Genomic DNA, 25,611 nt, shown 5'->3' with positions numbered 1-25,611 from the left:
CCTCAGATGTACGGGCCGAGTTCGCAGCCGAAGTGGTCGGGCGAGTTCATGACGCTCTCGCCGTCGACCACGTCGACCACCTCGTAGTAGTCCTCCTCGTTCTCCATCTGGTCCGGCGACTTGCCGACGAGAATGGTGATCGGGCGGACCATCTGGTGGTCCTCGGCGCGGAAGTACACGTCACCGATCGTGGTCGTGTACGGGTTCTCCTTGGAGGCCTCCATCGCCTTGATGACGTCGACCGGGTTGAAGCTGCCCGCACGCTCCACCGACAGCGCCCACAGGTGGGTCTGCATGTAGCCGATGTGCGCGCCCCAGCGCGGGTAGTAGCCGTTCGCCGCGTGGAACGTCTCGACGAACGTCTTGGCGAGCGGATAGCGGTCCTCGAGGCGCCACCAGAAGTCGCAGCTGCCGTAGACGCCCTGCATCAGGTCCGCGCCGAGCTCGCGCGCCTGGAAGCCGGAGAGGTTCGGCACGACCAGCTTCATGGAGTCGAGGATGCCGAACTGCTGCGCCTGCTTCGTCGAGGCGACCGCGTCACCGCCGAAGGCGATGTTGACGAAGACGTCCGCGCCCGAGTTGGCGATGTTGAGGAGCGCCGAGGAGTAGTCCTGCGTGCCGAGCGGGACGACCTGCTTGTCGACCTCGGTCCACCCTTCGGCCTTCGCGAACTCGGCGAAGCTGTCGTAGACGGTGTGGCCGTAGGTGTAGTCCGGCACCAGGAACGCGGCCTTGACGTCCTTGCCGAGCGCCTTGGCGACGACCGGGGCGAGGGCCTTGGCCGCCATGTACGCATTCTGCTGCGAGCGGAAGCCGTAGCGCCGGCAGCTCTTGCCCGTGACGTCGTTCGAGCCGGCGATGCCGACCATGTAGAGGACGTGCTCGCGCGAGGCGAGTTCCTCGAGGGCGATCGCCGTGGCGCTCGACACCGAGCCCGAGACCATCATCGCCTTCTCGTTCTGGATGAACTGCGTCATGCCCTGGACGGCCGCGTTCGGCTTGCCCTCGGTGTCGACGACGCCGTAGCGGATCTGCTTGCCCAGCACGCCGGCGCCCTTGAGGCCCCACGCCGCCGGGAGCTCGCCGCCGGCATTGATCTGCGAGATGGCGAGCTCGTAGCCGAGCTTGAGGTCGTTGCCGTCGCCGGAGAAGACGCCCGTCAGCGGCACGGTGAGGCCGACGAAGACGGAGTCCTCGCCGACGCCGGCGGGGAAGGTGCCGATCTCGGACGGGCTCTGGGCGAAGGCGGGGCGCAGGCCCTGAAGGGAGAGGCCGGCGGCGGTGAGGGCCGAGCCCAGGAGAAGCTGTCTGCGGTCGAACGTCATCGGGTTCCTCGTGGCGGGAGGGGCGTGGAAAAGGCGGGCGGAGGGGTCAGTCGTCGGTGAGACGGTCGTTCTCGGCGCCCTCGCGCGGGAGAGCGGGCGCGGGGTCTCGATGCACGACGTCCTCGAACGTCGCGGGCTGGAGGCGCTCGCGGTGCACGGTGAGGTCGAAGATGTCGAACCGGTTGTAATAGCCGACGAGGTCGTGGAACTGCTTCGGCTCGACGCACCGGTTGAGGTCGATGTCGGCGTAGACGATGCCCTCGTCCTCGGTCAGCGCCTCGCCCATCTGCTCGCCCGTCGGGTCGATGAAGAAGGAGGAGGCGCGGGGCGTGCCGTCTATCACGTCGGCGGCGGCCGGGTCGCGGTCGACCAGCATGTCGCGGGCGTCCCGGCCGAGCACCCCGGCGGTGACGAGGCCGAACACCTTGGCCTCGAAGGAGTGGGCGGCGGCGCGGATGCGCGCGGCGTTGGCTATGTGGTAGTTGCCGCCGACCTTGGGCCGGCGCGTCGGCCAGACGGCGGGCCAGCTCGAGATGTGGAACTGCTCGCCCTGTGCCATCAGCGAGAAGCGGGCGAGGGGGTTGGTGTTCTCGCCGCAGATGAGCTGGCCGATGCGGCCGAGGCGGGTTTCGACCACCTTCAGCCCCGCGCCGTCGCCATTCGACCAGATGAGCTTCTCGAAGTAGGTCGGCACCAGCTTGCGGTGGTGGTTGAGGATCGAACCGTCGTCACCGATCAGGACGAAGCTGTTCCAGAGGCCGCCGACGCTGACGGGCGAGCGCTCGCTGATCCCCATGGAGACGACGACGCCGTTGGCGCGTGCCTCTTCCCTCAGGCGCTGGATCTCGGGTCCGTCGATCCGCACGGACTGATCGGCCATCCGCTCGAAGAGGTCGTGGGTGTCGATGGGGGCGAAGAGGGCCGCCCACACCGGGAAGGCCGGGATGAAGGTCTCGGGAAAGGCGATCAGCTCGGCGCCGTTGCGGGCGGCCTCGCGGATCAGCGATATGGCCTTCTCGAGGGTCGCCGCACGGTCGAGGAAGATCGGTGCAGCATGGACCGACGCTGCTCTGAAGCGGCTCAACAAGTTTTAACTCCGGCTATAAGTCATTGTTGCCGCGTATATTTCTGCGGCCCACACCTGCCGGCTGTTCTCGTCTGACAATCGCTCCTTGTCAAAGTTTATGCATGAGCAAAATGTGCCTACAAAACGGTCAGATCGGGCAATCCACGGGCGGTGGATCGACGCGATTTGCCTGTCCGGTCGCGGCCCGAAGGGCCGTCAGCCGACCGCGACGCCGCGAACCGGCGCGTTGTACGGCGGACGGGCGGGCACGATTGGCGGTGCAATGGGCTGATGGATCAGGGCGTTAGCGCGTCAGGAGATTGGCCGATCGTGCGACCAAGCCGGGCGCCCGCCGTGTCCGCTCACCGGCACGCGGGGAAATCCGCCGGGACCCGGCCTATCGCAGCGCTGGCGGCGCGGGCTGCGGGAATGGAGACAGTGCCCGGCGTGCCGGCGCCGGCAGATCGGCTCAGTCGCAGGGGCTGAGGCGGACCGGATCGGCGTCGGCGGGGACGAGGGTGCCGACGGGGACGCACTCGCCGTCCCGGCAGACGCGCCAGTCGTCCGTCGCGCCGGAGCGCCGCAGGATCACCTCGCCGAGCGGGCCGAGGTGCGGCGTCCACCGCCAGAAGCCGTCCTTGAACGTCGCCTCGGGCGGCGGGTCCATGCCGGCGCCCGACCCCTTCACCCGCGCTTCGACGAGATGCAGGCCGTCGGGCGCGTCCTGCCACGTCTCCTCCCAGCGCACATGCTCGACCGAGTGCGACCAGGCGAGCGTGACCGTGTCCGCCATCAGCGGCACGGCCAGCGCGCCGGCGAGGAGGCAGAGGCTCATGCCGCCGCCGGTGCGGCCCGTCCGACCCGCCACCAGTGGAGGCCGAACACCAGCGCCGCGAGGGCGAAGCCGATGGGGTCGGTGATCGGGCTCGCGACGACCAGCGAGACCGCCGCCGCGACCGCCAGCAGCCGCTCCCAGCCGAGCATCGCGCCGCGCAAGTAGCCGACCGCCGCCGCGCCCCAGAGCCCCACCGCAAGCGCCGCCTTGAGGATCATGAAGGCGACGTCGAGCGCGAACCCGATGTCCGACACGCCGCCGACCTGCTGGACCATCAGCGCCGGGTCGTAGACCGCCATGTAGGGGATCACGAACCCCGGGAGCGCGATCTTCATCGCCTGCATCGAGATGCGGAAGCCCGACTCCTTGGCGATCGGCGAGGCCGCGAAGCAGGCGAGCGCCACCGGCGGCGTCAGGTCCGCCATGATGCCGAAGTAGAAGACGAACATGTGGCTAACGATGAGCGGGACGCCGAGGTCGAGGAGCGCGGGCGCCGCGAGCGACGAGGTGATGATGTAGTTGGGGATCGTCGGGATGCCCATGCCGAGGATCAGGCTGACGATCATCGTCAGCACCAGCGACAGGATCAGCGAGCTCTCGCCGACCGAGACCACCCAGCTGCCGAAGATCGTGCCGATGCCGGTCAGCGTCATCGTGCCGATGACGATGCCGACCGAGGCGCAGGCGAGGCCCACCGGGAGCGCCTGCCGCGCACCGTCGGCGAGCGCCTGGCGGCAGACGGCGAGCGTCTCGCGTCCGCCGCGCGTGAGCGCGCTGACGATGGCGACGACGACGACGAGCCCGAGGACGAGAGTCACGCCGAGCCACAACGCCGCGGCGGCGAGGAGGCCGACGCCGACCCAGAATATCAGCCGGACCGCCTGCGCGCCGATCCCGAGGGCGACCGACCCCGCGAGGATCAGCAGTGCCGTCAGCGCCAGCCCGACCGACCCCGCGAACAGCGGCGTGTACCCGGCGAAGAGGAGGTAGACGAGCGCGGCGAGCGGCAGGATGAGGTGCCACTTCTCGCGCACCGCCTGGCCGGCGCTCGGCAGCTCCGCCCTCGGCAGCCCCGAGAGACCGCGCTTGCCGGCCTCCAGATGCACCGCGAGGAAGGCGGAGGCATAGTAAAGGACGGCCGGGATGATCGCCGCCTTGACGACCTCGACGTACGCGACGTCCAGCGTCTCGGCCATGATGAAGGCCACCGCGCCCATCACCGGCGGCATGATCTGCCCGCCCATCGAGGCCGTCGCCTCGACGCCGCCGGCGAAGGCCGGGCGGTAGCCGAAGCGCTTCATCAGCGGGATCGTGAACTGGCCCGTCGACACGACGTTGGCGACGCCGGAGCCCGAGATCGTGCCCATCAGCGCCGAGGAGAAGACCGCGACCTTCGCCGGTCCGCCGCGCGCGCCGCCGAAGAGGCCCATCGCGATGTCGGTGAAGAGGCCGATCATGCCCGCCCGCTCGAGGAAGGCGCCGAACAGGATGAAGAGGAAGATGTACGTCGCCGAGACGTAGGTGGCGACGCCGTAGATGCCCTCGGTCCCGTAGGTCATGTGCTCGATCACCTGCTCGAACGGGTAACCCCGGTGGTCGAACGGGGCCGGCAGGTGCTGGCCGAAGAGGCAGTAGGCGAGGAAGAGCCCGGCGACGATCACCAGCGCCGGTCCCATGATCCGCCAGACGAAGAAGAACAGCAGCAGGATCGCCACCGAGCCGACCGCGAGGTCGAGCTCCGTGGGGTATCCGGCGCGCAGTAGGAGCGGCTCGTAGAACGCCCACTGGTAGAGCCCGACGCCGAACGCGGCCGCGCCGCACACCCAGGTGAGGATGCGCCCGATGCGCGTGTGGGCGCGGTGGTTCGCCAGCATGCCGCCCGCGACGAGGCCGAGGAAGCCGACGTGGAGCGCGCGCACAACCTGGCTCGGCAGGGCGCCCGCGAAGGCGTCGATGAGCCCCGCGACGGCCGCCAGCGCCACGAGCGCGATGGCCCCGTCCACGACGGAGCGGCCGCGCGAGGCGCCGATCACGAGCCACACCGCCCACACCGCGAGAGCGGCGTAGGCGAGCCGCATCGGCGTCACCGCGACGCCGAGCGCGCCCCCCAGCAGCGGCCGGTCGAGCGGCACGCCGAAGGCGGTGACGATCTGGAAGACGGAGAAGGCGACGGCGATCCAGAAGAGGACGCGGCCGGCGAGGCCGGCGCCGAAGCTCTCCGGCAGGCCGTGCTCGGGGTTCTGGAGTTCGGCTTGCCCAGCCATCTCGGGATGGGTGTTCCGGTCGTCCATTCGTAAGCTCTCGGAAGGTTGCCGTGTACGCGGGCGGAGATCCGGCGTGCCGGACCTCCAGTTGACCGGCAGCGTGCTACTTGATGACGCCGGCTTCCTTCAGATAGCGCTCGGCACCCGGGTGCAGCGGCACGGGCATGCCGACGGTCGCGTTCTCCAGCGAGATCCCCTTCGCCGCGGCGTGGGCGGCGACCAGCTTGTCGAGGTTCTCGAACAGCGTCTTGGTCATCGCGTAGGCGAGATCGTCGGAGACGCCCTCGTGCGTGACGAGGTAGTTCAGCACGGCCGCCGTCTCGACGTCCTCGGTCTGGCCGTCGTAGGTGCCGGCCGGGATCGTCTGCTTCACGAACGGCGCGCCGGCGGCCTCGACGACGGCGGCCGGGATCGGCACGACCGTGATCGGCACGGACGTCGCGAGGTCGCGGATCGAGGCGACGCCGAGGCCTGCGGACTGTAGCGTCGCGTCGAGCTGGCGGTTCTTGATGAGCTCGACCGACTCGGCGAACGGCAGGTACTCGACCTTGCTGAGATCGTCGTAGCTCATGCCGGCCGCCGCCAGGATGGCGCGCGCGTTGAGCTCGGTACCCGACTTCGGCGCGCCGACCGAGAGGCGCTTGCCCTTCAGGTCCTCGAGCGAGGTGATGCCGGAGTCCTTGGAGGCGACGATCTGGACGTAGTTCGGATAGATCGCGGTGAGGCCGCGCAGCTTGTCGAGCTTGCGGGGGAAACCGGCCTCCGCGTTGCCGGCCCAGGCCATCGCCAGGCTGTCGCCGAGGGTGAAGGCGAGCTCGCCGCGGCCCTGCTGGAGGAGGTTCAGGTTCTCGACGGAGGCCTTCGTCGACTGCACGGACGGCCGCGAGCCCTCGATGTCCTGGGTATAGATGTTCGAGATCGCCACGCCGAGCGGGTAGTAGACACCGGAGGTGCCGCCGGTGAGGATGCCGATGAAGTCCTGTGCCTTGGCGGGGACCGTCGCGGCCATCATCGCGAGGGCTGCCGTGGCTACGAATGCGTGGCGGAAGGGACTGCGCATGTCTTGGGCCTCTCTGGATGCGGCTGCATTCCTGCGCCGCGTTATGGTCTTAGCCGCATTCTATCGGCGACGCGGGCCGCGAAGTCACGCCCTGTTCTGAGGCGCGGTCAACGGTCCGGACACCGGCGGCGGCGTCCTTCGGACCTATCGCGCCGGCACGCGGGCGTCACCCTCCCGGCGCAAATCGGGGCGTTCGCGGCGCCGTTTGCCGCACGCCGCCGCGCCCTGTGGTGGAGGAGGGGCATGGGTCCCCAACCGCCGGGTGCGACAAGTTGGGCGTGCGTTGTCCTCCTCCGCTGATCCCCACGGCCCCCGACGCGGGGCGGACGGCCATCGGCCGCGGCGACTTTGTATTCGTCTGTCGCCGTGGCGCGGGCGGCGACATCTGGCGACAAAACAGGAGGTGAGGCGGGCGGCGGGCGACACTACGGTCGCGCCAGCGTCATTGCCCGGAGCCGGGCGCGGCCGGAGGGGCCGGAGTTTGCGAGGATCCATGTCGATACGCCGCCTCATCTTCTGGCTGCATCTCTCCGCGGGTGTCAGCGTCGGGCTCGTCGTCCTCCTGATGTCGGCGACCGGCGTGCTGCTCGCCTACGAGCGCCAGATCATCGCCTTCGCCGAGCACCGCGCGTTCGCCGTCGAGGCGGCCGGGCGGCAGCCGCTCGGTCCCGACGAACTGGCGGATGCCGCCCGCCGGGCGCTCGGCGAGGATGCCGCGCTGGTGCTGACGAACGATCCGGACGGCCCGGTTAAGGCCACGGCGGGGCGACGCGAAGGGGCCTACCTCGATCCCTACACCGGCGAGGTGCTGGGCGCCGGCGTCGAGGGCGTCGAGCGCTTCTTCGGGTCCGTGACGGCGCTCCACCGCTGGCTCGCGCTGGAGGGGGAGGCGCGCAGCGTGGGACGGGCAGTCACGGGCGCGGCCAATCTCGTCTTCCTGTTCATTGCCGTTTCGGGGCTGGTCCTGTGGTGGCCGCGCCGCTGGCGCTGGCCGCTGCTCAAGACCCATCTCGTGTTCCGGCGGGGTCTGCCGACGGCGAAGGCGCGGGACTACAACTGGCACCACGTCTTCGGCGTCTGGGCGCTCGTTCCGCTCGTCCTCGTCGTCGTCTCCGGCACGGTCATCTCCTACCCCTGGGCGAGCGACCTCGTGTACCGGGTCTACGGGGAGGAGCCCGTGCGCGGTCGCGGCGCACCGGGTGCCGCGGTGTCCGGCGGCGCCGGGGCGGCGGCCCGGAGCGGCGATCCCGACGCCGCCGACCCGCTGCCGCTGGAGCGTGCGCTGGAAGCGGCGAGCGATGTCGACCCGTCCTGGCGGACGATGACCGTCACCCTGCCGAGGTCCACCGACGACACGATTACCGTCACGCTCGACCGCGGCAACGGCGCACAGGCGGCACTGCGGCAGACGGCCGTGATCTCGCGCGCCGATGGCGCGGTGCTGTCGCTGACCGGAAACGAGTCCGCCACCCCCGGCCGCCGGGCGCGCACCTGGATGCGCTTCGTCCACACCGGAGAGGTTTACGGGCTGGCCGGCCAGACGGTCGCCGCGCTCGCGTCCCTCGCGGCGTGCTTCCTGGTATGGACCGGTCTGGCGCTCGCCTGGCGCAGGCTCGTCCAGCCGCTGCTGCGGCGGAGCCGGGCCGCTCGCCCGGTCCCCACCCGCGAAGGCCGGATCTAGTCCGCCGCCGCGCGGCCGGGCGCCCGCCGCGACGGCAGGAGACCCGCAGGCCGGGGCCGTGCGGGTCTCGGCGGTGCATGCGGCAGGGTGCGCCGGACCGACGCCGTGCGTCAGTTGAGCGTGATGCCCTCGGAGCGGACGATCTCGCCCCACACGTCGAGATCGCTGGCGATCTGCTCGTTCACGGCCTCCGGCGGGCCGGACAGGGAGAGGAGACTGTTCTGCGCCATCAGCGTCTTGATCTCCTCGGACTGCGTCGCCGCGTTGAGCGCCTCGTTGAGGCGGGTGATCACCTCCTTGGGGGTGCCCTTCGGCACCATCAGCGAATCCCAGAACGAGGTCTCCAGCATCGCGAAGCCAGCTTCCGCGACGGTGGGCGTCTCGGGGAGGTTCGTCATACGCTCCTCGGTCGTCACCGCGAGCATCTTCACCTCGCCCGCCTTCTCATGCTCGATGAGTGACGCAGGGGTGGAGAAGTTCAGCTCGTTCTGGCCCGCCAGCAGGTCGAGGATCTGCGCGTTGTTGTTGCGGTAGGCGACGGGGATCGTCTCCACCCCGGTCGCCTTGCCCAGCAGGATGCCGAAGAGGTGCGTGACGCTGCCCGGGCCGAGCGTGCCGTAGCGCAGCGGGCGGTTCTCGGCCTTCGCCCAGTCGACGAGACCCTTCATGTCGGTCACCGGGGTGTCGACGTTGATCGTGACCGTCAGCGGGCCCTTCAGCATCATGCCGACGGGCTCGAAGTCCTCGATCTTGTAGGGAAGGTTAGGACGCAGCAGCGAGTTCAGCGAGAGCGTGCCGCTGGCGCCGACCAGCACCATCGTGCCGTCCTTCGGCCCCAGCGCGACCGACTGCGTCGCCACGATGCCGTTGCCGCCGGGCTTGTCCTCGACGACCACCGCCTGCCCGAGCGTGCCGGACATGTGCTCGGCGATCTTGCGGATGATGCCGTTGACGGTGCTGCCGCCCGCGTAGGGGTAGATGATGCGAATGGTCTCGCCCTGGGCTGCGGCCGTCTGCGGCAGCATCGCCATGGCCACGGCGCCGGCGGTGGCCGCCAGAATCGTCCGCCTCGTGAAAACGCTCATGAGCTGTCCTCCCATGTTTGATTTGGGTCCGGCATGCGCGTGCCCGCACGTTCGGACCAACCTCAGCGTAGAGTCTGACCGGACGGTCAGTCAATAACGCCCGACACCGCTTGCGGCAGGGTGCGTATTTTGTTAGCACTGACTGACCGACCGGTCAGACAGTCATGAGGCTGCACAGCACCGGCGCACGACAAGCGGAGGAAGCATGAGCCAAGGACCAGTCGAGCTGGAGGTGAGCGACTACGTCGCGCTCGTCACCCTGAACCGGCCGCCCGTCAATGCGCTGGACCGTGCCACCCGCCGCGCCATCGTCGCGACCTTCGACGAGATCTCCGACCGGGACGACATCCGCGTCGCCGTGCTCACCGGAGCCGGCAAGGTCTTCTGCGCCGGCGCAGACCTCAAGGACCGCCCCGACGCCGAGCTGAAGGGCGACTTCCTCGACCACAACCGCATCACGCGCGAGACGGCGAACTCGATCCGCGAGTGCGCCAAGCCGGTCATCGCCGCCGTCAACGGCGCGGCCCTCGGCGCCGGGCTCGGCCTGATGGCGGCCTGCGACATCTATTTCGCCGCCGAGGAGGCCACCTTCGGCATGCCGGAGATCGACGTCGGCCTCGCAGGCGGCGCCTCGATGCTGAAGACACTGTTCGGCCGCTCGACGATGCGGCGCATGTTCTTCACCGGCAAGCGCCTCACCGCCGCGGAGCTCCACGAGAAGAACATCATCGAGGCCGTGACCTCGCGAGCCGACCTTTTGCCGACGGCGATGGAGGTCGCCCGCAACATCGCCGCGAAGAGCCCGCTCGCCATCATGTATGCCAAGCAGGCCTGCAACATGGTGGACCTCATGCCCCAGCGCGACGCCTACCGGTTCGAACAGAACTTCACCGTCGCCCTGTCCCGCACGGAGGACGCCCGCGAGGCGCGCATGGCGTTCCTGGAGAAGCGCCAGCCGGTCTTCAAGGGACGCTGAGGTGGCTGCCGCGCTGCCACTGGGGCAGGGGCTCGACGCCGTATTCCGGCCGCGCTCGATCGCCGTCATCGGCGCCTCGCAGGACGCCACCAAGATCGGCGGACGGCCCGTCCAGTTCCTGCTGAAGTACGGCTACGCGGGCCGGGTCTTCCCGGTGAACCGCTCGGCCGAGACCGTCCAGGGCCTCACCGCCTACGCCTCGGTCGACGCGCTGCCGGAGGTGCCGGACCTTGCCGTCGTCGCCGTCCCGACCGGCGGCGTCGTCGCGGCGGTGCGCGACTGCGCGGCGCGCGGTGTCGGTGCGGCGGTGATCCTCACGGCGGGGTTCGTCGACGCCGGCGAGAGCGGCGCCGCCGCTCAGGCCGAGCTGACCGCCATCGCCCGCGACAGCGGGATGCGCATCCTCGGCCCGAACTGCCTCGGCGCGGTCTCCGTCGCGACCGGCGTGACGGCGACGTTCTCGGTCAACATCGAGACCGCGATGCCGGAGCCCGGCGCCATCGGCATCGTCTCCCAGAGCGGCAATCTCGGCAGCTACACGATGCGCCGGCTGAGCGACGCCGGCGTCGGCATCAGCACCTTCCTCGCCACCGGCAACGAGTGCGACCTCGACGTCGCCGACGGCATCGCCTGGATGGCCGCCGATCCGGCGACGCGGGTGATCCTGTGCTGCCTCGAGACCTGCCGTGACGCCGGCAAGCTGATCGCCGCAATGGACCTCGCGCGGGACGCGGGCAAGCCGCTCGTCGTCCTCAAGATCGGCACGTCCGAGACCGGCGTCATGGCGGCGGCCTCCCACACCGGCGCGCTTGCCGGCTCCGACGCGGTGTTCGACGCCGTGCTGCGCCGCGCCGGCGCGATCCGGGTGCACAGCATGGAGGCGCTGGTCGACCTCGCACAGGCCGCCGCCATCGTCGGGCCGGACCGCCTGCCGCGCGGCAACCGGGTGGCGATCCTCGCCGCGTCCGGCGGCTTCGGCGTCATGCTCGCGGACGCCGCGACCGCTGCCGGCCTCGCGATCCCCCGCCTGTCGGAGGCGACGCAGGCGCGGATCCTGACGGCGGTGCCGTTCGCCTCGCCCCTCAACCCGGTCGACACCACCGCCCAGGTGTCGAGCCGCCCCGAGCTCCTGGTCGAGATGCTCTCCGCGGTGCTCGAAGACGGCGGCTGCGAGACGACCATCCTCTTCAGTTCGGCCGGCTTCCACCTCGAGCGCCTCAGCGCGATCTATATCGAGGCGCTGACCGAGATCCGCCGCCGCTGGCCGGACAAGCTGCTCGTCCTGTGCTGCGGTGGCCCGCCCGAGACGCTGCGCAAGCTCAACGCGCTCGGCTACGTCACGATCGAGGGGATCGACGCCATGTGCCGCACGGTCGCCGGGCTCGCCCGCATGGGCCGTCCCGCGCCCGGTTGCCCGGTGCCGCAGGTGGAAAAGGCGGCGAGACCGCTCCCGCCGAGTGCCTTCGCCAACGAGAACGCGTCCAAGCAGGCACTGGCGGAGGCCGGGATCGGCGTGCTGGCCGAGCGTGTGGCGCGCAGCCGCGCGGCCGCCCTCGCCGCCGCCGAGGAGATCGGCTTCCCGGTCGTCCTCAAGATCCTCTCGCCCGACATCGGCCACAAGAGCGAGGTCGGCGGCGTCGCCGTCGGCATCGAAGACCCGTCCGGGCTCGCCGCGGCGTACGACATGATGATGGAGCGCGTGCGCGCGGCCGCCCCGTCGGCTCGCCTCGACGGCGTCCTCGTCGCGCAGATGGCGCCACGGGGCGTCGAGCTGATCGTCGGCACCAAGACCGATCCGATCTTCGGCCCCGTCGTGCTCGTCGGTCTCGGCGGCATCTTCGCGGAGATCGCGGAGGACGTGGCGGTGCAGGTCGCGCCGGTCGGCGACGGCGAGGCGGAGAGCATGCTGCGCGCGCTCAAGGCCTTCCCGCTGCTCGACGGCGCGCGCGGCCGACCGAAGGCCGACGTCGCTGCCGCGGCGGCCGCCGTCGCCGCCATCTCCCGGTTCGCCGTCCGCCACGCCGACACCGTCGCCGAGATCGACGTGAACCCGCTCCTCGTTCTGCCGGCCGGGGAGGGCGCGGTCGCGCTCGACGCGCTGATCGTCCCGTCGGCGCGCCTCAAGTCAGAGATTGCAGCATGACCGTCCATCCCACAGCGGCCGTCGGGGTGCCGACCTCGGAACTCTCAGGCGACAAGCTCCGCTCCTACGTCCGGCGCTGGCTCGACGAGAACCTGCCCGCGCACTTCCGCGTCGACCGCCTGTCCGACCGCGCGCCGACGCTGGAGGAATCGAAGGCGTTCGAGGCGGCGATGTACGAGGCCGGCCTCACCGGCGTCACCTGGCCGACGCAGTTCGGCGGACGCGGCCGGACGCTGCGCGAGCACCTCATCGTCAGCCAGGAGATCGGCCGCACGCCGATGCCCGAGAGCGTCAACTCCATCGGCAAGGAGCTGGTCGGCCCGATCGTGCTGGGAATCGGCACGCCGGAGCAGAAGGCCGCGCTCCTCCCGGCGATCCTCGAAATGCGCGAGGTCTGGTGCCAGGGCTTCTCCGAGCCGGGCGCCGGCTCCGACCTCGCCGGCCTGCGCACCCGCGCCTGGCGCGAGGGCAACGGCTGGCGTGTCGACGGCCAGAAGATCTGGACGAGCGGCGCGGCCCGCTCGCAGCGCTGCCTCCTCCTCGCCCGCACCGGCGTCCCCGAGGACCGGCACCGGGGCCTATGCCTCTTCGCCGTGCCGCTGGACCGGGCGGGGATCGAGGTGCGCACCATCCGCTCGATGGACGGCAAGGACAACTTCTGCGAGGTCTTCTTCGACAACGTCGAGCTGACCGAGGACGAGGCGCTCGGCGCTCCGGACGAGGGCTGGAGCGCGGCGCTGCGCGTCCTCGCCATCGAGCGCGCCACCAACCGCATGCACCGCGCCTGGCGCTTCGAGAACGAGCTGACCCACCTCGTCGACGCGGCGATGACGGATCCGGGCCTCCGCGCAGCGCTCGCCGACGGCGCAGTCGCCCGGCAGATCGGGACCACCCGGGTCGCGATCGAGGTGCTGAAGGCGCATGTCGAGGGTGCTGTGTCGGCGATCACCGAAGGCGAGACCGTCGGCGCGCGCGGCAGCCTCTCCAAGCTGCACTGGAGCGAGGCCCACCAGCGCTTCGCCGCCGACGCCATCGCGCTCCTCTCGAGGGCGGTCCTGCCGCACGGCGTTGCCGTCCGCGCCGCCCTCGAGCGCTTCCGCAGCATCTATCTGCAGGCCCGCGCCGAGACGATCTACGCTGGAACCACGGAGATTCAGCTCGGCATCATCGCCGACCGGGTCCTGCGGCTTCCGAAAGGCTGACCGCATGAGCTTCGACACCGAGACCCTCACCCCCGACGATTTCGCCGACAGCGCCGCCGCCGTGATGGACGCGTGCGCCGGGCGCGACCTCGGCGAGGCCGCCGCCGCACTGGGCGAGGCCGGCATGACGGGCATCCTCGCCGGCGAGGCGGTCGGCGGGCTCGGCCTGCCGATGCGCTACGCGGTGCCGGTCCTGACGACCGCCGGCGCCCGCCGGCTCGAGGTTCCGCTCCTCGAGGCGCTGCTTGTGGCCCGTGCCCTCGAGAGCGTCGACGCGGCGCTGGCGGCGGACGTGGTGACGGGCGGCACCGTCGCCACCGTCGCCTGGGACGGCGCTCTTTCGCTCCGGCCGGGCGGCGCGTTCCGCGTCGACGGATGCGTCGGCGGGGCGATCGCGGCGACCCGCTGCGGTGTCGTCCTCGCCGCGACCGAGGACGGGGCCGGTGTTCTCCTGCGAACCGGTCAGGCCGGCGTCACGGTGGAGGAGCACCCGTCGCTCGACGTCGACCGGCGGGCCTGCATCGTCACGTGCGACGGCGCGGACGTCCCCGCCGGGCGAATCGTTCCGGCCGAGGCGATGACACGCCTCGCCCTCGACGCCTCGATCGGGCGGGCGGCCATCGCCATCGGCTGCGCGGACGCCGCGATGGCGATGACCGTGGAGCACACGACGACGCGCAAGCAGTTCGGCAAGACCCTCGCCGCCAACCAGTCGCTCCGCCACGCCCTGGCCCGGCAGCTCATGAACATCGAGGGCGCGCGGGCGCTCCTGCGGATGGCCGCCGCGCGCGACGCCGCCGACCCGACCGAAGCGCGTGCCGCCGAGGTCGAGGCGCTGCGTGGCGCCGTCGAGACCGTCGAGAAGGCCATCCAGCTCCATGGCGGCATGGGCTTTACCTGGGAGGTGCCGCTCCACCGCTACCTGCGCTGGGTCCGGGACCTTCAGGCGCAGGGGAACGTCGACGCCGCGCTGCTGGCGCTCGGGACGGACTTCATCGCCGCGCGGGCCGCGGCCTCGGCAGCCGCTCCGGCGGCGCTCTAGAACGCAAGAATGAGGCTTGCCCGCGCGAAGGCGAGCCGACGTGAGGATACGCCATGTCGCTGAAACTGGACGGGAAGAACGCCTTCGTGACGGGTGCCGGCAACGGCATCGGTCGCGCGACGGCGCGCAAGCTCGCCGCCGCCGGGGCGACCGTCGCCGTCAACGACCTGAAGGAGGAGTTCGTCGCCGCGACCGTCGAGGAGATCCTGCGCGCGGGTGGCCGCGCCGTCCCGGTGGTGAAGAACATGGCGACGCGCGAAGGTGTCCACGAGGCGATCGCCGGCTTCGCCGAGACCGCCGGTCCGCTCGACGTCCTCGTCAACAACGCCGCCTGGGTGCGCTACCAGGCGGTGCCGGACATCGCGCCGGAGACCATGGACCGGATGCTCGACATCGGCTTCAAGGCCGTCGTCTGGGGCATCCAGGCCGCGGCGAGCGTGATGGAGGAGGCGCGCGGTGGCGCCATCGTCAACGTCGCGTCGACCGCCGGCTTCCGCTCGGCCCCGCGCAGCATCGTCTACAGCGGCATCAAGGCGGGCGTGATGGGCATCACCCGCGCCGCCGCCGCGGAGCTCGGACCCCGCGGCATCCGCGTCAACGCGGTCGCGCCGTCCGCCGTCCCGACCGAGGGCACCCAGCGCAACCGCAACGAGGAGCGCGACGCCAGGCGCATCGCATCGACGCCCCTCGGCCGCCTCGGCACCGTCGACGACATCGCCGACGCCATCGTGATGCTGTCCTCCGACTACGCGCGCTTCATCACCGCCGAGGTGCTCTACGTCGACGGCGGCATCACGCGGACGAACCTCTAGGCCGGCGGGAGGGCGTGACGATGACGCGCGCGGGGCAGGGTGTGCTCGTGACGGGAGCGGCGAGCGGAATCGGCTGGGCGACGGCCCGCCGCCTCGCCGCCTCCGGCGCGCGCGTCATGCTGGCCGATATCGACGGCGCCCGCGTCGAGGCGCGCGCCGCCGAACTCGGGCCCGGGCACAGTGCATTCGCCGTCGACCTCGCCGACACCGCCGCCGCGCGGTCGATGGTCGGTGCCTGCGTCGAGGCTTTCGGGCGCATCGACGTCCTCGTCAACAACGCCGGCGTCACCGACAGCAGCGGGCGCACCCTGGAGGAGCAGTCCCCGGCGGCGTTCGCCCGGCTGATGGCGATCAACCTCGAGGCCGCGCTCGCCGCGAGCCGCGAGGCGCTCGTGCGGATGGGCGCCACAGGCGGCGGGGCGATCGTCAACGTCGCCTCGGGCGCGGCCTTCCGGGCGATCCCCTATCGCAGCGCCTACAGCGCGTCGAAGGCGGGGGTGCTGGAGATGACCCGGCGCCTCGCATCCGTCGCGTCCGGCTCCGGCGTGCGCGTCAACGCCGTCGCGCCGGGCTTCATCCGTACGGAGCTGATCGCCGCGCTGATCGCGGAAGGGCGGCTCGACCCGGCGGCGGCCATCGCCAAGGTGCCGCTCGGCCGCATGGGCGAGACCGGGGAGATCGCCGCGGTGATCGACTTCCTGTCGTCGCCGCGCGCCCGGGGGCTGCTCGGAACGACGCTCGTCGCCGACGGCGGCTCACAGGCCTACGGCGGCAGCGGACCCGCCTGCCGCGTCACACCGCCCGCCCACGACCGAGACGACGGGCCGGGCACCGTCGCGGTCCTCGCCCGGCCCGGCGCGCTCGGCGACGCATCGGCCGCGGCGCTGGAGCGCGGCGGCGCGACCGTCGTCCGCCTCGACACCGGCGCGGCCGGTGCGGCGACACTGGCAGACCGTCTGGGCGGCTCGATCCCGGCCGGCACCCGCCTGTCCGGCGTCCTCCACCTGCGCGACGCGCACGATGACGGGCCGTCAGCGGTGCTGGCGGCGGCGCAGGCGTCCGGCCCGCTGCTTCGGCACGGCGGCGGCGCCTTCGTCACCCTGGTCTACGACTGGCCGGACGACGACGACGCCACCGACGCCGCCAGCCGCGAGGCCGGGGTCGCCATGCTGGCCCGCACCCTTGCATGCGAGTGGGGCGGCCGCGGCGTGCGCGCCAATACCATCACGCTGCCCGCCCGGGCGGACCCGGCGGCCGACGAGGTCGCGGACGTCGCCGCCTTCCTGCTGTCGCGCGACGCCGCCTTCGTCACCGGCGCGCAGTTGCCCGTCGCGGCGGAGACCGGCATGGTCACGGGAGACGCGCGATGATGGACGCCGACCTCACCCCGGACCAGCGCCGGCGCAAGGACGCCTTCATCGCCGCCCGCGGCTACTGGCGGCCCTGGACGGACGTGCTCCTGCGCACCCACCCGGAGTTCCTCGAGCGTTACGCCCGCTACGCGGCGCGGCCCGCCGAGGCGGGACCCCTCCCGGCCCGGACGGTGGAGCTCGTCTACGTCGCCCTCGACGCGTCGGCGACGCACCTCTTCGCCAGCGGCCTCGCCCTCCACATCGGCCTCGCGCTCGACAAGGGGGCGCGGGTCGCCGAGATCGCGGACGTCCTCCGCCTCGCGACCGCTCAGGGGCTCCACGGCACGTTCGGCGGGGTGCGCCTCCTCATGGACGAGCTCGCCGCCACCGGGGCGAGCCGCGAGACGGCGCTGACCCCGGAGCAGGCCGCCCTCAAAACGCGCTGCGGCGAGCTTCTCGGCGAGTGCCCCGACGCGCTGGACCTGCTCCTGCGCGACGATCCCGTCTACGTCGAGCGGCTGCTGGACCTTCTCGACTGTCCGGCGCCCGGCGAGGGGCTGGACGAGACGACGCGGGACCTTATCGACATTGCCCTCGCATGCTGCTTCACCGGCTACGACGAGGCGGCCGGACGGGCCGCCATTCGCCGGGCGCTCGCCCACGGCGTGGAGGTTCCGGCCATTCTGCAGGTGCTGAAGATGACCGCCCACCTCGGGGTGCACGCCTGCTCGGTCGGCCTGCCCGCGCTCGCCGCGGAGGCGAACGCCCGCGCCAGCCCCTGAGGAACCCAGTCCACCCATGCCGCGCTCAACACAACAAAACCAGGAGGAGGCGCCCGTGACATCACACCACGACATCGACGGTCGGCGGGCCGGAGACAGCGGATCGATCCTGCGCGACTTCGACTTCGCGCAGATGTCGAAGGTCGACATCGTCGCCGGCCTCTGCGTCATCGCGATCGGCGTGTTCGCGCTGGTGGAAGCGCTGAACTACCCGTTCGGCTCGACCCGCAACATGGGGCCGGGCTACTTCCCGACCGTGCTCAGCGTCGCCATGATCGCGATCGGCATCGGCATCATCCTCGTCGAGGCGCGCGCGCCGTCCGAGGGCGAGGAGAGCGCCGGCGGGTTCGACCTCACCACGCTCCGCTCGCTGATCACCAACATGGCCGGCTTCACCGCATTCGCGCTGCTGATCGAGCGGGCGGGCCTTCTCGTCGCCGCGGCCGTCGCGGTCTTCCTCGCCAGCCGGGCAAGCCCGGCGACGTCGCTGCTGCGTTCGCTCGTCCTCTCGGTGGCCGTGGCGGGGATGTGCGGCCTCGTCTTCGTCTACGGGCTGCACCTGCAGATGAGACTCCTGCCGTGATCGACCTGTCAGGCATTGCGAGCGGGCTGGCCATCGGCTTCAGCGTCGTCCTGACGCCGATGGGACTTCTGTACTGCTTCTTCGGCGTGTTCCTCGGCACCTTCATCGGCGTCCTGCCCGGCATCGGGCCGATGGCGACGATCGCGGTCCTGATGCCGGTGACGTTCCACCTCGACCCGACCTATGGCGTCATCATGCTGGCGGGGATCTACTACGGGGCGGCCTACGGCGGCTCCACCGCGTCGATCCTCCTCAATCTGCCGGGCACCGCCTCGAGTGCGGTGACGGCGATCGACGGCTATCCCATGGCGCAGAAGGGGCGGGCCGGCGTCGCGCTCTTCATCACCGCCATCGCCTCCTTCGTCGGCAGCATGACCGGGCTCGTCATCCTCATCGCGCTGTCGCAGCCGCTGTCGCGCCTCGCCATCGAGTTCAGCGCGCCGGAGTACTTCTCGCTGATGCTGCTGGGGCTGCTTGCGGCCTCGCTGCTGGCGAGCCGGCGGCCCTTCAAGGCGCTGGCGATGATCGTCTTCGGACTCCTGCTGGGTCTCGTCGGCATCGACCTCAACAGCGGCACCTCGCGCTACACCTTCGGCCTGCCGCAGCTCTTCGAGGGGCTGTCGCTGGTGGCGCTGGCGATGGGCCTCTTCGGACTGCCAGAGCTGATCGCCAATGCCGGGCGGGGGCCTCTGCGTCAGGTCGACCGCAGCTCGATCACCTTCCGCTCGATGCTGCCGACGCGCGAGGAATGGCGCCGCTCGTGGATGCCGATGGCCCGCGGGGCGGGTGTCGGCTCGGTGTTCGGCACGCTGCCTGGGACCGGCGGCCTCATCGCCTCGTTCATGTCCTACACGCTGGAAAAGCGGGTCGCGCGCGACCCGGAGGAGTTCGGCAAGGGGGCGATCGAGGGCGTCTGCGGTCCGGAGTCGGCCAACAACGCCGGCGTGCAGACGGGCTTCATCCCGACGCTCACGCTCGGCGTGCCGGGCGACGCGGTGATGGCGCTCATCCTCGGCGTCCTGATGATCCACGGCATCGCGCCCGGGCCGATGCTGATGGTCGATCAGCCGAACCTCTTCTGGGGGCTGATCGTCAGCTTCGGCGTCGGCAACATCCTGCTTCTCGTCCTCAACATCCCGCTGATCGGGCTGTGGGTACGGGTGCTGACGATCCCGTTCAACATCCTCTTCCCGACGATCGTCGTGCTGATCTGCATCGGTGTCTACACCGTCAACTATTCGACGACGGACATCTTCACGGTGATGGCCTTCGGGATCGTCGGCTTCGGCATGCGGCGGCTGGGCTTCGAGCCGGCGCCGGTGATCCTCGGCTGCGTTTTGGGGCCGTTGATGGAGGAGAACTTCCGCCGCTCGCTGGTCCTCTCCGGCGGCGACTTCAGCCACTTCGTCGAGCGGCCGATCAGCGCGACGCTGCTGGGGGCCTGCCTTCTCCTGGTGCTGTGGACCATCGCCAAGCGCGTCCTGCGCGGGCGGCGGTCCGAGCCCTACGAGGCGGTGAGCGACCCGAGCGCCTGAGGGTGGGCGCCCGGGTTCCCCGGCGCTCAGTCCCGCTGCTTGAGCCCCTCGAAGATCATGTCGAAGTAGCTCGCGACGATGTCGCGGGCCGGCGGCCCCTTGTGGGGGTCGTACCAGCGGTGCAGCCAGTTGATCGTCGACAGGACGAGACGCCCGGCCGTCGCGACGTCCACGTCGGCGCGGATCTGGCCGGCGTCGACGGCGTCCTGGATGATCGCGCGCAGCTTTCGTTCGAATGTGTCGCGCCGCAGGATCCGCGAGGTCTGCGCCTGCCGGTCGGGGTCGTTCCAGAACGTGCTGGCGGAGGCGACCCAGCCCGCGCGGTTGCGGTCGAAGAACTCCGCCGACGCCATCATGAAGGCGCGCAGCTTCTCCACAGGTTCGGTGACCGACGACACCTCGGCGTCGACGAATGCATGCAGACGGGCGCCGAACTCGTTCGTCACCCGCTCGTACATCGTCTCCTTGCTCTCGAAATGATGGTAGAGCAGGGCCTTCGAGATCTGGCACGCGTCGGCGATCTCGCGCATCGACGTGCCCTTGTAGCCTTTCTGGGCGAAGATCTCTACGGCCGTTGCCATGATCTGTTTGACGCGCGCCGAGGTTTCGGGCGTGTCGGAATCTTCAAGCACGTCTTTTGTCATATCCAAGTGGGTGAAGAGCCGCATACGCCGGCGCTGGAACGGTGACGTCCGGTGATCGAAAGGGTCCGAGACGCTGCTGCGAGTCACGTTCGGTCCACATTCGATTGTGGGCCGCGCGGACATCCATTCAACTGAGGCTAGCAGAATGAACGGCGAAATCCACCGCATTGGCACCACCGTTGACGGACTCGGTGAAAGTCCGGTCTGGGACGACGCGGCGCAGGCCCTCGTCTGGGTCGACGCCCTCGCCGGAACCGTCCGTCGGCTCGACCCGCGGTCGGGCGCACTGGAGGCGTTCGCGCTGCCGGCGCCGATCGGCTCCGTGGTGCTGGCGCGCGACGGCACGCTCGTCGCCGCGCTGAAGGACAGCCTCGCGCGCCTCGACCCCGTGACCGGCGAGGTGCGCCATGTGGCCGACATCGGCATCGGCCACCCCGACGTGCGGCTCAACGACGGCAAGGTGGACCGCACCGGCGCGTTCGTCTTCGGCAGCATGCACAGCCACCGCGCGGACGGCGAGGCGCCCGAAGGCGGGCTCTACCGCCTCGCCGTCGACGGCACGGTGGAACGGATCGGCGACCCCCTCGGCGTCGCCAACGGGCCGGCCTTCGCGCTCGACGGACGCACCCTCTACATCGCCGACAGCCCCCGCCGCGTGATCTGGCAGTTCGACTACGCCGGGGAGGGGCCGCTCACCAACCGGCAGGTCTTCGCCGACCTGTCGCCACTCTCCTCAGGCGGCGACGGCGCCACCATCGACGCGGCGGGCTTCCTCTGGACCGCGCTGGTGCGCGTCGGCAAGATCGCCCGGTTCGCGCCGGACGGGCGGCTGGACCGTCTCATCGACCTCCCCGTCACCCACCCGACGAGCCTCACCTTCGGCGGCGCGGACCTCGACGTCCTCTACGTGACCTCGATTTCCAGAAGCACCGGCCTCAGCGCGTCGGAGCCGTGGGCGGGGGCGCTGCTCGCCGTCACGGGCCTCGGCGTGCGCGGGCTGCCGGCTGACCGCTACGCCGGCGCCTGAGCGGCGGACGGGGCGAGCCGTTCCTTCAGGAAGTCCACGAAGACCTTGATCTTCAACGGGGTGTAGGTCGTCTCGCGGTAGGCGGCGAAGACCCCGCCCTCGAAGGTCGTGTTGGTCACCCGGTGGTCCGCCAGCAGCCGCACGAGACGCCCCTCGTCCATCTCCCGGCGCACCGTGAAGTCGTCGAGCAGCGCGATGCCGTGGCCGCCGAGCACCAGGCGCCGCAGCAGCTCGCCGCTGTCCACCTTCAGCGCCGTGTCGATCGTCAGTTCCTCGTACGCGGCGCCGTGCATGAAGCGCCAGACGATCGGCTCCCGGCCCATCAGGTAGCCGAGGCAGCGGTGCGCGTGCAGGTCCGCCGGCCGCACCGGCGACGGCCCCGCCTCGAGGTAGGCGGGCGAGGCGACCAGGATGCGCTCGCTCGGGAGTACGAGGTCCTGCACCAGGCCGGGATCGGGCGGCGTGCGAAAGCGCAGGTCCACGTCGAACGCGTCGTCGCGCAGCCGCGAGGACCGTTCCGACAGGCTGAGCTCCAGCATGATCTCCGGGTAGAGCGCCTGGAACTGCGGCAGCAGCGGCGCCAGCACCACGAGACCGAAGAGGTAGCGGGAGTGGACGTGCAGCGTCCCCGTCGGCGCCGCCTGGAGGGCGGTCGCCGCAGCGTCGGCGTCGGCGATGTCCTCCAGCACCTGGGCGACCCGCGCGAAATAGAGCGCGCCCGCCTCGGTGAGGTCGACAAAGCGCGTGCTGCGGTAGAGGAGCTGCGTGCCGAGCCCGGCCTCCAGCTCGGTGATCTGGCGTGACACGGAGGAGGGCGACAGGTTCTTCGCCCGCGCAGCGGCGGTGAAGCTGCGCGCCCGGGCCACGTCCACGAACAGCGCCATCGCCTTCAGCCGGTCCATCTTTGCCTCCCGTTATTGCGGATTTCGCAACAGACCGTTTCCAAGCCAACGGATTGTTTCGCCATCTTGCGGTTATTACGCTTCGGATCAACTCGAAGCCAATAATTCGATGGGAGGAACACATGGACTTTGGCGTCTTCATCCTGGCGCAGCAGCGCGGCTACCATCAGGCGCCGGACCAGGTCATCCGCAACTCCGTCGAGCAGACGATCGCGGCGGAGCAGGCCGGATTCAACAACGCCTGGTACGCCGAGCACCATTTCAACAACTACAGCCTCTCGCCCTCGCCGCTGATGATGGTCGCCCACTGCGCCGGCCTGACGAAGACGATCCGGCTCGGCACGGCGGTGTGCATCCTGCCGCTCTACCACCCCAACCGGCTGCTGGCGGAGATCGGCTTCGCCGACACGGTGTCCAACGGGCGACTCGATCTCGGTGTCGGCTCGGGCTATCAGGAGTTCGAGTTCGAGCGCTTCGGCGTCAGGCTCGAGGACGCCGGCGAGATCTACAGCGAGTACCTCGACATCATCGAGCGCGGCCTCTCCGAGCGCATCTTCTCCTACGACGGCAAGCACATCCAGATCCCGCCGACGTCGATCAGCGTGCGCACCCTGCAGACGCCGACGCCGCCGATCTGGATCGTCTCCGGCAACCCCCGCTCGCTCGGCCGTGCGGTGCGTGACGGGCACAACATGTTCGTCACCGCGCTGCTCAACGGCAAGGAGGCGCTGAAGGGGCTTCGGGGCAAGCTGGAGGCGGTCGCGGCCGACCACGGCAAGGACCTCGCCGACACGCCGTTCGGATTCCTGCGCTGCGCCTACGCCAGCGACAACGCGGCCGAGATCGACAGCTACCTCGACAATGCCCGCTTCCAGCGCCGCGTGTCGGAGAGCCTGAAATACCGCCGCGCCCAGACCGACGACGGCTACATGGTCAAGGAAGTGCCGGGCGAGAAGGACATGTCCCTCGACGAGATCCGGGCCAACCTGCCGGTGGGCAGCGTCAACCAGGTGATCGACCGGATGCTCGAGGAGATCGAGATCCTGAAGCCGACGCAGATCGCGCTGCAGACCCAGCTCGGCGACTTCGACCAGAAGACGATGCTGCGCCAGATCGAGCTCTGGGGGACCCGCATCATTCCCGCCATCCGCAGCGCCCTCGGCACCGGCGACGCCGAGCCGGTCCGGCTGCGCCAGACGGCCTGAGGCGCCCGATGCAGATCATTGTCACCGACGACGGCCATCTCCGCCTCGACGACCCGCGCGACTTCAAGCGCTTCTCCGTCGGCGTGCGCCGAAGGGGCGCCGGGGCCGAGCGGGCCCTACGTCCGGTCGCGCGGATCGAGGGCGAGCATGCGTGGGTCCGCCCGGATGATCTGCGCCGCCTCTCGCCCCACGCGGGCGAGGCGGACTGGGAGGCGGGCTTCGCGGCGATGATCGGCTTTGCCCGCAAGCACGGCTGGGTCGATTCCGATGGCAGCGTCCGGGCCCACATCGAGGAGCGCGCCGAAGCCGCCGCAGAGCCGGCGCCCGCCGTGCCGGTGGAGGCGGGGGCGTTCAAGTCGGCGATGCGCAACCTCGCCGGGGGCGTCACCGTCGTCGCCACCGGGGCGGGGCGCACGCGGCTCGGGCTGACGGCGACCGCCGTCACGTCCGTGTCGGCCGATCCCCCGTCGCTCCTCGTCTGCGTCAACAGCGCGTCCGGCTGCCATGACGCGATCCTCGCGAACGGCGTCTTCTCGGTGAATCTCCTGCGCGACTGCGACGACGAGCTCGCCCTGCGCTTCGCCGGCCTTTCGGGCCTGCACGGCGCCGACCGGTTCGACGACGCGCGGTGGCGCAGCGGCGCCGGGGACGTTCCGCTCCTCGCGGACGCGCTCTGCACGATGGCCTGCGCGCTGGTCTCCCACCACACGGTCGGAAGCCACGGCATCTTCATCGGCCGGGTCACCGAGACCACCGACCGGCCGGGCCACCCGCTGGTCAACTTCCAGGGCCGGCTGCTGCCGCTGGTCGCCTCGGCCCCGCCGGACCGCGTCCTCGTGGCAAGCAGCGCCTAGCGCGCGTCCCGCTCCGGCGGCCCCACTCGTGGCGGAACGAGGGGGCCCGCGACCCCCGACACGCCCTCGATGACGCAATGGTCATATACCTGACGTGCACTAGAGTGCATGGACGAAAACGGAAGTGTGAAGTTTAGGTTATTTGCAATTAGCTCCGCGTTGGTATTAATACAACCGGGGGCAAGCTCCCGTTCCTGACCCGTGGGGAGGGAGGGGGCGCATCTGCGCTCAGGGCTATGTTTCGCTCGGCGCATTTCCCTGTGTCGTGACGGTTTCGGCCGTCGCGGCGAAGGAAGACCGGTCCGTCGCCGATTGAAAACCTGAAGGCTAAGTGCCGGAACGGGGTGGCGACATGGACATGATGCGCATTGGATTTCTGGGCCCTGGGCTGATGGGCACCGGGATGGCCATGAGCCTCGCCCGCGCGCATCCCGTCATCACCACGCTGCACCGCAACCGGGCGCACGAGGGCAGGCTTCTCGGCGCGGGCATCACCGTCCTCGCCTCGGTCGAGGCCGTCGCCGAGCAGGCCGACGTCCTCTTCCTGTGCCTGCCGAACGCCGACGTGGTGCGCGATGTCGTCGAGCGGGTCCGCGGCGTGCTGACGCCCGGCGCGATGATCGTCGACACCAGCACCTCGCTCCCGTCCGTCACCCGCGAGATCGCCGTCGACCTCTCCCACTCGCGCATCGCCCTCATCGACGCGCCCGTCACCGGCGGGCCGGCCGAGTCGGAGGCGGGCACGCTCGTCTCGATGGTCGGCGCCTCGGAGACGGACTTCGCCCGCGTCGAGCCGTTCCTCCAGCTCACCTCGAAGACGATCGTGCGAATGGGACCGCCCGGAACCGGCCACGCGGCCAAGCTCATCAACAACTTCATCACCCAGGGGCAGGCGGCGCTGACCGTCGAGGCGATGCGCCGGTGCGACTCCGTCGGCGTCGACATGACCCGCATGGTGGAGGTCATCTCCGCGAGCGGCAGCCGCTCCGGCACGTTCATGGCGATCATGCCCCCGGTCGTCGCCGGCCACTACGACGGCCTCAAGTTCAGCCTTGAGAACGCCGCCAAGGACGTCCGCTACGCCCGCGCGATGTTCGCGGACGCCGGCGTCCCGAGCCGGCTGATCGAGGACGGCCTCGCCGCGTTCTTCGACGCCGAGACCAGGGACTGGCCGCCGGAGACCTACGTCTCCGGCCTCATGCGCAAGCGGCCATAGGAGCAGTTTGCCCGAGCTGG

22 protein-coding genes are annotated in these 25,611 nt (G+C 70.7%); 14 read left to right on the top strand and 8 right to left on the bottom strand.

Going from position 1 to position 25,611, the window contains the following annotated elements; translation table 11 throughout:
* Positions 1 to 2: 2 nt before the first annotated feature.
* The 5 genes from DLJ53_RS14115 to DLJ53_RS14095 form a co-directional block, all read right to left on the bottom strand.
* The gene (locus tag DLJ53_RS14115; protein WP_111346108.1) at positions 3 to 1,325 is read right to left on the bottom strand and encodes a substrate-binding protein; all 1,323 of its coding nucleotides are present in this window, start codon (positions 1,323 to 1,325) and stop codon (positions 3 to 5) included.
* A 46-nt stretch (positions 1,326 to 1,371) separates the two neighbouring features.
* The gene (locus tag DLJ53_RS14110; RefSeq protein ID WP_111346107.1) at positions 1,372 to 2,412 is read right to left on the bottom strand and encodes a carbon-nitrogen hydrolase family protein; all 1,041 of its coding nucleotides are present in this window, start codon (positions 2,410 to 2,412) and stop codon (positions 1,372 to 1,374) included.
* Positions 2,413 to 2,860: 448 nt separating this feature from the next.
* Positions 2,861 to 3,226 (bottom strand): DUF1850 domain-containing protein, encoded by a 366-nt coding sequence (locus tag DLJ53_RS14105; RefSeq protein ID WP_111346336.1) that lies wholly within the window; start codon positions 3,224 to 3,226, stop codon positions 2,861 to 2,863.
* Complete coding sequence (locus DLJ53_RS14100; protein WP_244935067.1) at positions 3,223 to 5,517, bottom strand: TRAP transporter permease; 2,295 nt, start codon at positions 5,515 to 5,517, stop codon at positions 3,223 to 3,225. The genes DLJ53_RS14105 and DLJ53_RS14100 overlap by 4 nt, the downstream gene beginning before the upstream one ends.
* Before the next feature lie 76 nt (positions 5,518 to 5,593).
* Positions 5,594 to 6,550: a TAXI family TRAP transporter solute-binding subunit gene (locus DLJ53_RS14095; protein WP_111346105.1), complete on the bottom strand. Its 957-nt coding sequence runs from the start codon at positions 6,548 to 6,550 to the stop codon at positions 5,594 to 5,596.
* A gap of 493 nt (positions 6,551 to 7,043) precedes the next feature.
* Here DLJ53_RS14095 and DLJ53_RS14090 point away from each other — a divergent pair, with 493 nt between their 5' ends.
* Complete coding sequence (locus DLJ53_RS14090) at positions 7,044 to 8,231, top strand: PepSY-associated TM helix domain-containing protein (RefSeq protein WP_111346103.1); 1,188 nt, start codon at positions 7,044 to 7,046, stop codon at positions 8,229 to 8,231.
* 110 nt (positions 8,232 to 8,341) lie between these two features.
* Here the strand turns inward: DLJ53_RS14090 and DLJ53_RS14085 are convergent, their stop codons facing one another.
* On the bottom strand, positions 8,342 to 9,316 hold the full coding sequence (locus DLJ53_RS14085; protein ID WP_162409185.1) for a Bug family tripartite tricarboxylate transporter substrate binding protein: 975 nt from the start codon (positions 9,314 to 9,316) through the stop codon (positions 8,342 to 8,344).
* Between the two features lie 205 nt (positions 9,317 to 9,521).
* On the opposite strand from DLJ53_RS14085, the gene DLJ53_RS14080 reads away from it, so the two are divergent.
* The 9 genes from DLJ53_RS14080 to DLJ53_RS14040 are packed head-to-tail and all read left to right on the top strand — an operon-like array spanning position 9,522 to position 19,743.
* The gene (locus tag DLJ53_RS14080; protein ID WP_111346100.1) at positions 9,522 to 10,292 is read left to right on the top strand and encodes an enoyl-CoA hydratase/isomerase family protein; all 771 of its coding nucleotides are present in this window, start codon (positions 9,522 to 9,524) and stop codon (positions 10,290 to 10,292) included.
* Position 10,293: 1 nt separating this feature from the next.
* Positions 10,294 to 12,435 (top strand): acetate--CoA ligase family protein, encoded by a 2,142-nt coding sequence (locus DLJ53_RS14075; RefSeq protein ID WP_244935066.1) that lies wholly within the window; start codon positions 10,294 to 10,296, stop codon positions 12,433 to 12,435.
* Positions 12,432 to 13,637, top strand: coding sequence for an acyl-CoA dehydrogenase family protein (locus DLJ53_RS14070; RefSeq protein WP_111346099.1), 1,206 nt, complete (start codon positions 12,432 to 12,434; stop codon positions 13,635 to 13,637). Before DLJ53_RS14075 ends, DLJ53_RS14070 begins: the two co-directional genes overlap by 4 nt.
* A gap of 4 nt (positions 13,638 to 13,641) precedes the next feature.
* Positions 13,642 to 14,679 carry an acyl-CoA dehydrogenase family protein gene (locus tag DLJ53_RS14065; protein WP_111346097.1) on the top strand — a complete coding sequence of 346 codons (1,038 nt, stop codon included), beginning with the start codon at positions 13,642 to 13,644 and terminating at the stop codon, positions 14,677 to 14,679.
* A gap of 53 nt (positions 14,680 to 14,732) precedes the next feature.
* Positions 14,733 to 15,491 carry an SDR family NAD(P)-dependent oxidoreductase gene (locus tag DLJ53_RS14060; protein ID WP_111346096.1) on the top strand — a complete coding sequence of 253 codons (759 nt, stop codon included), beginning with the start codon at positions 14,733 to 14,735 and terminating at the stop codon, positions 15,489 to 15,491.
* A gap of 20 nt (positions 15,492 to 15,511) precedes the next feature.
* Positions 15,512 to 16,861 (top strand): SDR family oxidoreductase, encoded by a 1,350-nt coding sequence (locus DLJ53_RS14055; protein WP_111346094.1) that lies wholly within the window; start codon positions 15,512 to 15,514, stop codon positions 16,859 to 16,861.
* On the top strand, positions 16,858 to 17,625 hold the full coding sequence (locus tag DLJ53_RS14050) for a carboxymuconolactone decarboxylase family protein (protein WP_202913132.1): 768 nt from the start codon (positions 16,858 to 16,860) through the stop codon (positions 17,623 to 17,625). The genes DLJ53_RS14055 and DLJ53_RS14050 overlap by 4 nt, the downstream gene beginning before the upstream one ends.
* A 55-nt stretch (positions 17,626 to 17,680) precedes the next feature.
* Complete coding sequence (locus tag DLJ53_RS14045; RefSeq protein WP_162409183.1) at positions 17,681 to 18,208, top strand: tripartite tricarboxylate transporter TctB family protein; 528 nt, start codon at positions 17,681 to 17,683, stop codon at positions 18,206 to 18,208.
* Positions 18,205 to 19,743 (top strand): tripartite tricarboxylate transporter permease, encoded by a 1,539-nt coding sequence (locus DLJ53_RS14040; RefSeq protein WP_244935065.1) that lies wholly within the window; start codon positions 18,205 to 18,207, stop codon positions 19,741 to 19,743. Before DLJ53_RS14045 ends, DLJ53_RS14040 begins: the two co-directional genes overlap by 4 nt.
* Before the next feature lie 26 nt (positions 19,744 to 19,769).
* Here DLJ53_RS14040 and DLJ53_RS14035 read toward each other — a convergent pair whose 3' ends face one another.
* Positions 19,770 to 20,324 carry a TetR/AcrR family transcriptional regulator gene (locus DLJ53_RS14035; RefSeq protein WP_162409182.1) on the bottom strand — a complete coding sequence of 185 codons (555 nt, stop codon included), beginning with the start codon at positions 20,322 to 20,324 and terminating at the stop codon, positions 19,770 to 19,772.
* A 208-nt stretch (positions 20,325 to 20,532) separates the two neighbouring features.
* Here DLJ53_RS14035 and DLJ53_RS14030 point away from each other — a divergent pair, with 208 nt between their 5' ends.
* Positions 20,533 to 21,414 carry an SMP-30/gluconolactonase/LRE family protein gene (locus DLJ53_RS14030; RefSeq protein ID WP_111346091.1) on the top strand — a complete coding sequence of 294 codons (882 nt, stop codon included), beginning with the start codon at positions 20,533 to 20,535 and terminating at the stop codon, positions 21,412 to 21,414.
* Here the strand turns inward: DLJ53_RS14030 and DLJ53_RS14025 are convergent.
* Entirely contained in the window at positions 21,399 to 22,316 is a 918-nt protein-coding gene (locus DLJ53_RS14025; RefSeq protein WP_111346089.1) for a LysR family transcriptional regulator, read from the bottom strand. The two genes, DLJ53_RS14030 and DLJ53_RS14025, sit on opposite strands and share 16 nt — an antisense overlap.
* Positions 22,317 to 22,438: 122 nt before the next feature.
* On the opposite strand from DLJ53_RS14025, the gene DLJ53_RS14020 reads away from it, so the two are divergent.
* From DLJ53_RS14020 to DLJ53_RS14010, 3 genes are all read left to right on the top strand, one after another.
* Entirely contained in the window at positions 22,439 to 23,521 is a 1,083-nt protein-coding gene (locus tag DLJ53_RS14020; protein ID WP_111346087.1) for an LLM class flavin-dependent oxidoreductase, read from the top strand.
* An 8-nt stretch (positions 23,522 to 23,529) separates the two neighbouring features.
* Complete coding sequence (locus DLJ53_RS14015) at positions 23,530 to 24,375, top strand: flavin reductase family protein (RefSeq protein WP_202913131.1); 846 nt, start codon at positions 23,530 to 23,532, stop codon at positions 24,373 to 24,375.
* A 358-nt stretch (positions 24,376 to 24,733) separates the two neighbouring features.
* Positions 24,734 to 25,591: an NAD(P)-dependent oxidoreductase gene (locus DLJ53_RS14010; protein WP_211100589.1), complete on the top strand. Its 858-nt coding sequence runs from the start codon at positions 24,734 to 24,736 to the stop codon at positions 25,589 to 25,591.
* The last annotated feature ends 20 nt before the right edge of the window (positions 25,592 to 25,611 follow it).

Source organism: Acuticoccus sediminis (genome assembly GCF_003258595.1).
In the GTDB taxonomy this organism is placed as follows: domain Bacteria; phylum Pseudomonadota; class Alphaproteobacteria; order Rhizobiales; family Amorphaceae; genus Acuticoccus; species Acuticoccus sediminis.
The sequence above is the reverse complement of the archived record's forward strand: the minus strand, read 5'-3'. Positions and strand labels throughout refer to the sequence as shown.